Below are 8,300 nucleotides of genomic sequence, written 5' to 3'. Positions count from 1 at the left end.
GGAATGGACGCCTATTTGCGGCCCTTCCTGGTCAGCGCCAGACATGCCTGACCGGGGATCCGTTCCTGTCCATATATTATCGCAAGGCAACCGCCCGCCAGTAGATTCGCTCTGTCGAACCGCTGGTCCGCATTTGCCGGTTTCATCGTGGACGAACTGCCGATTGGCGGAGTTGGCTGTCCATAATCATACGATTGCGATCAATTTTAATTGAACGAAGCCGTATAATGAGATAGCAATTCGGTCTGTTCCCGTTTCGCTTCAGGAGAGGTTTCCATGCTCAGCGAGTCGCAAAGGCGGCATCTGTCCGACATTCTTCAGCCCGTGTCTCCGCCGCGCCAGCTCGATAATATCTTCACGGACGATCAGCGCCGCCGGATGCTCGACGTGGTGCATGGCGGTGAATGGAAGCTGATCATCGCACAGCATTTTGCGAATGCGGAGGAACTGATCGCTACTTTTGCGGGGGGCTTTCCGGAAGGATTCGAGCCGACGCTGGACATGTTCCTGACGCCGACCTTCCGTGGCTTCTTCGCCAATTATTCGGCGCTTCTCTATCCCGAACTGCACGACGTTTTTTACAATGAGGCGTTTTTGGGCCATGCCAAATCCTACTGGAACGCCCAATATGCCAAGCCGCAGATGATGTTGTTCAACATCAACGGGCCGTGCGGCAACAATGATCCGGGTCATCTGGATTCCCCCAGCTTCCGGGGTATACGCTACGAAAATTCGCCGACCTGGCTCTGTTCGATCATGGGGCGTTCCAGCCTGTTTCAGGACTATCTCATCAAGATGGCGCAGGTCATCACCTGGTTCAGCCATGACCCGGCAAGTGGTTTCACTTACTGGCCCAAAGGGCCGCTGAACAGGCCGGAACGGCTGGCGTCGCCGGTCTATAATCGGGGGGTTCTGGTCCAGAATGAAATGATGGTTCATCGCGGCGAGGCCAATGGCGCGACCGAGCGCCAACGTCCGGCTGGACTGGGTTTCGACAGCCTGTTTACTGGCGAAGCGGGGAACCGTGACGGCTGGCTGGTCAAGACCAACGATCAGGTGATCGAACGCTATCATACGGACGATCTACGCTTCCTGGTTCACTGGTCGGCCGAAGTGTTCGAGGATTTCGACGAACTCAAGAAGAACATGGATGGCTCGGACAACCTGACCTATGATCGCGTGTTCGATACGCTGATCAAGGATGTCCGTTCGCGCGGCATCCAGATTGAAACGCCCACCGATCCGCTGCGTGATCCGGTGTTTATCAAGGCGCTGAACGCCGCCTATGACTATGGTGGTCCAGCCGAATATCCGGCGGAAGCGCCACGGGGCGAGGCTTACGCCGCAGCAGCATAATCGAGGTGACGGGCGAGGGCATCCTCCAGTGTGGCGCCCCCTTGACTGCGTTAAAGACAAGGCCTGCGGGCGGGCGCAAAAGGCGATCGCCGGCAGGATTTTCTCTCATGCAGGTCGTTCCCGCCATTCGGACGTCATTTCCCCGATGTCGAACGGGCGCACCATCATCAGAACGCCGGTCCATTGCCGCCCGTCCAGTTGCGCCGACCGTTCCTGCTGCCCGATCATCTGGATGTCGGCGCGTAGCGTTTCGAACAGGGCGTGGACGCGCGCGCGTCCATTTTCGCTCATCGCCACCATGTCCGACACATAAAGGGCATCGGCGGACCCGAAGTCCATCGACATGAACAGCGGTTTGATCGTGCGTTCAAAAGCGATCGAGAGTGGGCCGCCGCGCCGCCAGCGTACCGATTGCTGCACCTTGGGACGAAGCCGGCCGCGAGGCGTGCCATCGACCAGTCCCAGCCGCTTCAATCGTTCGACGTGGCTATCCAGCCGAACCGGCGGCAAGCCGAATTCCCGCTCGATATCTGGCCGTTGTGCACCATGAAGAATGGCAAAGAAGACAAGTGCAAGCGCGCGGTCGGCGGCCAATATGCGTTCCTGGGCCAAGGTGAAGCGGTCCAGCCTGTCGTCGTCTGCCTGACCCAACAGGTCGCGCAAATCCAGGTCGGCAAGGGCGCAGATCGCGTCCAGCCGGTCGAGCGTCAACCCTTCGCCGCGCAGCCATCTCCAGACGGTGGGTTCCGCCACATCCAGTTCATTTGCCAGCCGGCTGACGCGGAAGCCACGCGCCTTCAGCTCCTGCCTGAGTTCGGACAACAGCATAGCGAGGCCTGGACGAAACATTTTGGACAATTTTCGATATCCTATCATCTAACGATCGAATAATATCACATGACGATCGTACAATAGGCAATGATGTTGTCAGTCGGACCAATGCCCACCAATGTCGTCGGCAAGCCATGGGACCAACCCACCGGCATCATTGGGAGCAGGATGGATGGCGAAGACCGCGGACTATAATCTGGGAGAATTTACCTTCCCGCGAGGATGGCTGATGGTGGCGCGGGCGAGCGAGGTCGGCGACGCACCATCTGCCATCCGGATGTTCGGCCGCGATCTGGTGATTTATCGGGGGGTATCAGGCCGGCTCGTGCTGCTGGACGCCTATTGCCCGCACATGCAGGCGCATTTTGCGGCGGAAAAGACGTCGGACGACGGCGCGCACCGGGTGGAGGGGGATTCGATCCGCTGCCCCTATCATAGCTGGCGCTTCGGTCCGGATGGCAAGTGTGATCATATTCCCTATCATGACGGCGCCATCCCGCCGGCTGCCATGGTGCGCGCGTGGCGGGTTGAGGAACGGTTCGGCTGTGTCTTCGCTTGGCACGACCCGGAGCAGGATGAGCCCGACCATGACCTGCCGGACCTCCCCGAATGGGATGATCCGTCATGGATCTGCGGCGATTATGACGATCTGGGCACGCTGGACGTCCATCCCCAGGAGATAGTCGACAATCTGGTCGACACGCGCCATTTCGGGCCGATCCATGGGCAGAAGGTCGCCTATTTCGATTCCGCGTTCGATGGCGTGCTGGGCAGGCAGCTATCGGGCGGCGGGCATGAAACCATGACCAGCGAAGGCGGCGTGCTGGACGTCGATGCCTTCTACACCGGTCCCGGCATCCTGATCGCGCGCTATTCGGGCGAAACCGACGCGGTGCAGATCATCTGTCATACGCCCAAGGAAGATGGCGTGACGCAGGTCTGGCACGGCATCACTACGCGTGCCCGGAATAACCCGCCCAGCGCGGAAGATGTGGCGCTGCGCGACCAATATCATCAGGCGGGCCTGGCGGCCTTCTCACAGGATTTTGCGATCTGGAAGACCAAGGGGCCGGCGTTCGGCATTCTTCGCCTGCCCAACGATGGTCCCTTTCATCGCGGGCGGGCCTGGTATCGACAATTCTACAATCCGCGGGCGAAGGCGGCTGAATATCAGGCGCGGGCGAACGGTGTTCATCACACCCAGGGCATGGCACCGGCGCCCGGTCTGGTGGCGGCCGAATGATATCCGAATAGTCAATGGAAAGGATGATGATGGGCAGGGAATTTCCTGAAGGCGCGGTCGCAGTCTTTGGCGGCAGCGGCGGGATCGGCAAGGGAGTCGCGCTGGAGTTTGCCAGGGCAGGCACGGACGTCGCGATCTTCTATCGGTCCAAGCAGGCCAATGCAGAGGCTGTGGCCGAAGATATCCGGGCGATGGGCCGCAAGGCAAGCATCCATCAGGCGGATGCGCGCAGTTACGAGGAACTGGAAGCAGGGTTTACTGGCGCGGTCAAGGCGCATGGCCGGGTCCACAGCATTATATGGGGGGCAGGCCCCATCGTTGCCCAGGTGGGCATCGCCGATTGGACGCTGGAGCAGTTCCGGGCGTCGATGGAGATCGAGGCGTTCGGATTCTACTATGCCGCGCGCATCGCCATCCCGCACTTCCGGGCGCAGGGCGGCGGTTCCTTCGTCCATCTGGGTTCAGGCGGGCATGACTGGTGGCCGCATCTCGACGGCCTGTCCGTGGCGCCCAAGGCCTGCAACGAATCCCTGGTGAAGGGGATCGCCAAGGAGGAGGGCATCCACGAAATCCGCGCCAATTCGGTCCTGGTGGGCGTGATCGACGCCGGCCAGTTCAAGGTCGGGCAAAAGGAAGGCTATTTCGACGAGAATTGGGAGCGCGAGGTGAAGAAGCTGCTGCCGATCAAGCGCTGGGGCAAGGCCGAGGATATTGGCAAGGCGGCGGTGTTCCTGGCGTCCAACGACGCAAACTATGTTACCGGGCAGACTTTGTCGGTCGCGGGCGGCTTCGGCGTCTGAACGGCGCGGGCGGCGGCACCATCAGCCGCCCGTTGCCATGGGCTGAGACATATGCGCATCGCGCCACGCGGACGGCGACTGGCCCGTCCAGTGATGGAAGGCGCGGCGAAAGGCGCCGGTGTCGCTGAACCGGGCGCGACGTCCGACTTCGGTGATCGTGAGGCGCGGGTCTGACAGCAACTGGCAGGCCATCCCCAGCCGCGCCTCGGCCTTGATCCGGGCGAGCGACGTGCCCTCCGCCAGCAGGCGGCGTTTGAGCGTGGCGACGCTGATGCCGAACCGCCGCGCCAGTTGGGCGGCGGGAGCGGGTGTTTCACTGCTGGCGAGCATGGCGCTGAACAGATGGGCGATGCGTTCCGATAGCGGTGCTTCCTTCGACAAGGGCGCTTCCATGTCGAAAGGGAAGAATATGAGCAGGTGATCCAGTTCGAACGGGCTGCGGATCACCGGGCGGTCGAGATAGGCCGATGCGAAGCGCAGCCCGTTTTCCGGCGCGCCATGCTGTACCGGGCAGGGCACCAGATGCGAAACGGTCCGTTCGTCGAGCAGAGGCGGATAGCGCATGGCGGCGCCCAGCAGCGTCATGTCCTCCCCGATCAGCCAGCTGAACAGGCGATGATAAGTGGACAGGCCGGTCAGGTCGGACAGATAGGCGCAGGCGTTGCGAACCCGCCGGATCGTCGGCATCGACAGGCGTGCGACGCCATCCTCTTCCTTGAGCACAAGGCGCGACAGGCGCGGCGCGAGCAACTGGCTGAACCGGTCTGCGCGCTCGATGGCGTCGCGCAGCGTGCGGCAGGTGATGATGCAGTGGCACATCATGTCGAGGCCCGCCTTGGTCAGTGGCTCGCGCGCTTCCTGCCGTGCGGCATGATCGTCCAGAACCCAGGTGCAATGCGCGTAGAGACGAGTGAAGTCGTCATGGGCAAGGGGGCTTCCCGCGCGTCCTGTCATGAGCAGCATGGGCGCGAGATGGGCAAGTCCCGCCTGGCGCATCAGGGCTTGAGGATCGTCGCCAAATTCTTCGACCAGCCGCAAAAGATCGCGCGCAATGGCGGCGGACACATTGCCCGGCACCGGGCGCGACAATTGTTTGGACAGAATGAGCCTTTTTGTCATGGCCTTTGAGCTAATCCGGCATTTGCGCGGGCGCGGCAATAGGGAAAGGAGGAGCAACGGAATGAAAGGATGAGAGGATGGGCGACGAAAGCCTGATGGCGCGTATCGACCGGCTGGAATCGCTGGATGCGATCCGCCAGTTGCCCGCGAAATATGCGCTGGCGCTCGACATGCGCGATTCCGACGCCTGGGTGAGCCTGTTCCCCGAAGATGTGCGCGTCGGTGGTGGAAAGACGGGACGCAAGGCGCTGCGCGACTGGTTCGACGAAACCCATTCGATGCGATTCGACGGCACATCGCACCATATTGGCGGGCACATTATCGATTTCGACGATTCTGACCATGCGCAGGGCGTCGTCTATTCGAAGAACGAGCATGAGTGTGGGTCGGAATGGGTCATCATGCAGATGCTATATTTCGACCAGTATGAACGGATCGAGGGACGCTGGTATTTCCGCAGACGGCTGCCGCTCTATTGGTATGCGACCGACCTCAACAAACCGCCGATCGGCGATCGCAAGATGCGCTGGCCGGGGGTGTCGCCCTATCATGGCAGCTTCCATGACCTGTTTCCGAGCTGGAAAAGCTATTGGGACCGGCAGGGCCAGCCGCATGATGGCCCAGTCGAGCCACCGGCTCCGCTGGAAAAGTTCATCGAGACGATGCGCAGGGGTGCGCCGCTGCCCAGGCCGCGCGTGCGGAGCTGATCGTCATGGCCGATATCTTCTCGCCGGTGAAGTTGGGTGACATTGCGCTTGCCAACCGCATCGTCATGGCGCCGATGACCCGCGACCGTGCCGGGCCCGGCGACGTGCCGACGGACGTCATGGTCGAATATTATCGCCAGCGCGCCGGTGCCGGGTTGATCGTCACCGAAGGGACGCAGCCTTCGCCCACCGGCAAGGGTTATTGGCGCACGCCCGGCATTCACAGCGATGCGCAGGTCGAAGGATGGCGCAAGGTCGCTGACGCGGTGCATGGCGAAGGCGGGCGGATCGTCATGCAGATCATGCATGTCGGCCGCGCGGCGGTGCAGGCGAACAAGGATGCGGCAGCGGATACCGTCGCCCCGTCCGCCATTCCCTGCCCCGACAAGATTCCCGGCCCCGACGGCGTGCCGGTGGAAACCGCAGTGCCGCGCGCGCTGGCGACCAGTGAGATTCCCGATGTCATCGCGGAATATGTCGCCGCCGCGCGCAACGCCATCCGCGCCGGAATGGACGGGGTGGAACTGCATTGCGCCAGCGGCTACCTGCCGATGCAGTTCCTGTCCTCCAACAGCAACCGGCGCACGGACGCGTATGGCGGGTCGGTGGAGAAGCGCATCCGCTTTGTAGTCGAATTGCTGGCCGCGCTTGCGGCGGTCGTGGGACCGGGCCGGGTTGGTTTTCGTATTTGCCCCGGTGTCAGGTTCAACGGCATGGACGATGCCGATCCGCATGCAACCTATGCCGCGCTGCTGAAGGCCGTGGATGGGATGGGTCTTGCCTATTGCCACCTGATCCATGTGCAGCTCGACGGGCAGGACGCGCTGGACCTGGTGCGGGCGAACTGGAGCGGCCCGGTCATCGAGAATAGCGGCCTGACGCTCGACAAGGCGAAGGCTGTACTGGCGCAAGGCAAGGCGCAGGCCGTGTCCTTTGGCTATTTCTATATCGCCAATCCCGATCTGGTCGAGCGCTTCCGCGCCGGCGCGGCGCTCGCGAAGGGCGATCGCGCAAGCTTCTACACCGGCGGGGACGACGATCGCAAAGGCTATACCGACTATCCCAGGCTGGGTGCCTGAGTTTGGGTCGCAAAAATAGGGGGAGAGTAAAATGGTGAAGTTGCTGGAAGGGCGCACAGCGCTCGTCACCGGGGGCGGGCAGGGTGTCGGACAAGGCATCGCGCGCGCGCTGGCCGAAGCAGGCGCTAACGTCGCCATCGCCCAGCGCAAGGCTGATCAGGGCGAGGAAGAGGCGCAATATCTTCGCGACACCCATGACATCGACGCCTTCTTCATCAAGGCCGACGTGACCCATCGGGCGGAGGTCGATGCGATGGTCGAAAAAGCGCATGAGCGTTTCGGCCGGCTCGACATCCTCGTCAACAATGCCGGCGCCAGTTTTCCCAAGCGGCTGGAAAAGCACACGGACGAGGAGATGGCGGGTTCGTTCGCGCTCAACTATCATGCCGTCTTCTGGGCCATGCGCGCGGCGTTCCCGATCATGAAGGCGCAGGGCTATGGCCGCGTCATCAACATGGGATCCCTGAACGGCGTCAATGCGCACATGTTCACCGTCGCCTATAATGCCAGCAAGGAGGCGATGCGCGCGCTGACCCGCACGGCGGCGGTCGAATGGGGGCCGTTCGGCATCACCTGCAACACCATCTGTCCGTCCGCGACCAGTCCGCAGGCGACAGACTATTTCGCCGCCAACCCGGATATGGCCGAGGCGATCCTGAGCCAGGTACCCGCTGGCCGTTTCGGCGATGCGGAAAAGGATATCGGCCCGATCGCCGTGTTCCTGGCCGGTGAAGGCGGCGGCTATATGAGCGGCAACACCCTCTTTGCCGATGGCGGCGCGGCCGTGAACGGTGTCGCCTGGCGTCCTGAAGTAGAAGATTGATCATGATGGAAAGGTTGAAAGGCAAGCGCGCGGTCGTCACTGGCGGTGCGCAAGGGATCGGCGCGGCCATCGCGCGGCGGCTGGCGGCGGAAGGCGCCATCGTCGCGATACTCGACATCAATGGCGAGGGTGCGGCAGCGGTGCTGCCTGCGCCGCATATCGGCCTTGGCTGCGACATCACTGACAGCGCTTCGGTGGATGCGGCTTTCGTTGCGATCAAGGCCGCGGTCGGGGGCGTCGACATATTGGTGAACAATGCCGGGCGGGGATCGGCGCCCGGTGATGGCATGGACCAATATTATGCCGCGCAGGCACAGCAGGCGGCGGGCGAGACGGTCTTCG

9 protein-coding genes are annotated in these 8,300 nt (G+C 62.3%); 7 read left to right on the top strand and 2 right to left on the bottom strand.

All coding sequences use genetic code 11. The annotated features are described in order from the left end of the window. Window positions 1-276: 276 nt before the first annotated feature. Window positions 277-1,356: a hypothetical protein gene (locus VMR39_RS09150; RefSeq protein WP_325415662.1), complete on the top strand. Its 1,080-nt coding sequence runs from the start codon at window positions 277-279 to the stop codon at window positions 1,354-1,356. 105 nt (window positions 1,357-1,461) lie between these two features. On the opposite strand, the gene VMR39_RS09145 is transcribed toward VMR39_RS09150, so the two are convergent. Then, complete coding sequence (locus VMR39_RS09145; RefSeq protein ID WP_325415663.1) at window positions 1,462-2,205, bottom strand: helix-turn-helix transcriptional regulator; 744 nt, start codon at window positions 2,203-2,205, stop codon at window positions 1,462-1,464. 154 nt (window positions 2,206-2,359) lie between these two features. Between VMR39_RS09145 and VMR39_RS09140 the strand changes: the two genes are divergently transcribed. Together VMR39_RS09140 and VMR39_RS09135 are read left to right on the top strand one after the other, a co-directional pair. Beyond that, window positions 2,360-3,430: a Rieske 2Fe-2S domain-containing protein gene (locus tag VMR39_RS09140; protein WP_325415661.1), complete on the top strand. Its 1,071-nt coding sequence runs from the start codon at window positions 2,360-2,362 to the stop codon at window positions 3,428-3,430. Between the two features lie 26 nt (window positions 3,431-3,456). Beyond that, window positions 3,457-4,230, top strand: coding sequence for an SDR family NAD(P)-dependent oxidoreductase (locus tag VMR39_RS09135; protein ID WP_325415660.1), 774 nt, complete (start codon window positions 3,457-3,459; stop codon window positions 4,228-4,230). 21 nt (window positions 4,231-4,251) lie between these two features. On the opposite strand, the gene VMR39_RS09130 is transcribed toward VMR39_RS09135, so the two are convergent. Next, window positions 4,252-5,349 carry an AraC family transcriptional regulator gene (locus VMR39_RS09130; RefSeq protein ID WP_325415659.1) on the bottom strand — a complete coding sequence of 366 codons (1,098 nt, stop codon included), beginning with the start codon at window positions 5,347-5,349 and terminating at the stop codon, window positions 4,252-4,254. A gap of 77 nt (window positions 5,350-5,426) precedes the next feature. Here VMR39_RS09130 and VMR39_RS09125 point away from each other — a divergent pair, with 77 nt between their 5' ends. From VMR39_RS09125 to VMR39_RS09110, 4 genes are all read left to right on the top strand, one after another. Further along, window positions 5,427-6,056, top strand: coding sequence for a nuclear transport factor 2 family protein (locus tag VMR39_RS09125; protein WP_325415658.1), 630 nt, complete (start codon window positions 5,427-5,429; stop codon window positions 6,054-6,056). Window positions 6,057-6,061: 5 nt separating this feature from the next. After that, entirely contained in the window at window positions 6,062-7,135 is a 1,074-nt protein-coding gene (locus VMR39_RS09120) for an alkene reductase (protein WP_325415657.1), read from the top strand. 31 nt (window positions 7,136-7,166) lie between these two features. After that, window positions 7,167-7,958, top strand: a complete 792-nt coding sequence (locus tag VMR39_RS09115) for an SDR family NAD(P)-dependent oxidoreductase (protein WP_325415656.1) — start codon at window positions 7,167-7,169, stop codon at window positions 7,956-7,958. 2 nt (window positions 7,959-7,960) lie between these two features. Then, a partial coding sequence (locus VMR39_RS09110) for an SDR family NAD(P)-dependent oxidoreductase (protein ID WP_325415655.1) occupies window positions 7,961-8,300 on the top strand: 340 nt, incomplete at its 3' end.

It is taken from the genome of Sphingobium sp. (assembly GCF_035511395.1).
In the GTDB taxonomy this organism is placed as follows: domain Bacteria; phylum Pseudomonadota; class Alphaproteobacteria; order Sphingomonadales; family Sphingomonadaceae; genus Sphingobium.
The sequence above is the reverse complement of the archived record's forward strand: the minus strand, read 5'-3'. Positions and strand labels throughout refer to the sequence as shown.

Coding starts and splice junctions, on each gene's coding strand:
- VMR39_RS09150 (WP_325415662.1), top strand. CDS start 277: ATGCTCAGCGAGTCGCAAAGGCGGCATCTGTCCGACATTCTTCAGCCC.
- VMR39_RS09145 (WP_325415663.1), bottom strand. CDS start 2,205: ATGTTTCGTCCAGGCCTCGCTATGCTGTTGTCCGAACTCAGGCAGGAG.
- VMR39_RS09140 (WP_325415661.1), top strand. CDS start 2,360: ATGGCGAAGACCGCGGACTATAATCTGGGAGAATTTACCTTCCCGCGA.
- VMR39_RS09135 (WP_325415660.1), top strand. CDS start 3,457: ATGATGGGCAGGGAATTTCCTGAAGGCGCGGTCGCAGTCTTTGGCGGC.
- VMR39_RS09130 (WP_325415659.1), bottom strand. CDS start 5,349: ATGACAAAAAGGCTCATTCTGTCCAAACAATTGTCGCGCCCGGTGCCG.
- VMR39_RS09125 (WP_325415658.1), top strand. CDS start 5,427: ATGGGCGACGAAAGCCTGATGGCGCGTATCGACCGGCTGGAATCGCTG.
- VMR39_RS09120 (WP_325415657.1), top strand. CDS start 6,062: ATGGCCGATATCTTCTCGCCGGTGAAGTTGGGTGACATTGCGCTTGCC.
- VMR39_RS09115 (WP_325415656.1), top strand. CDS start 7,167: ATGGTGAAGTTGCTGGAAGGGCGCACAGCGCTCGTCACCGGGGGCGGG.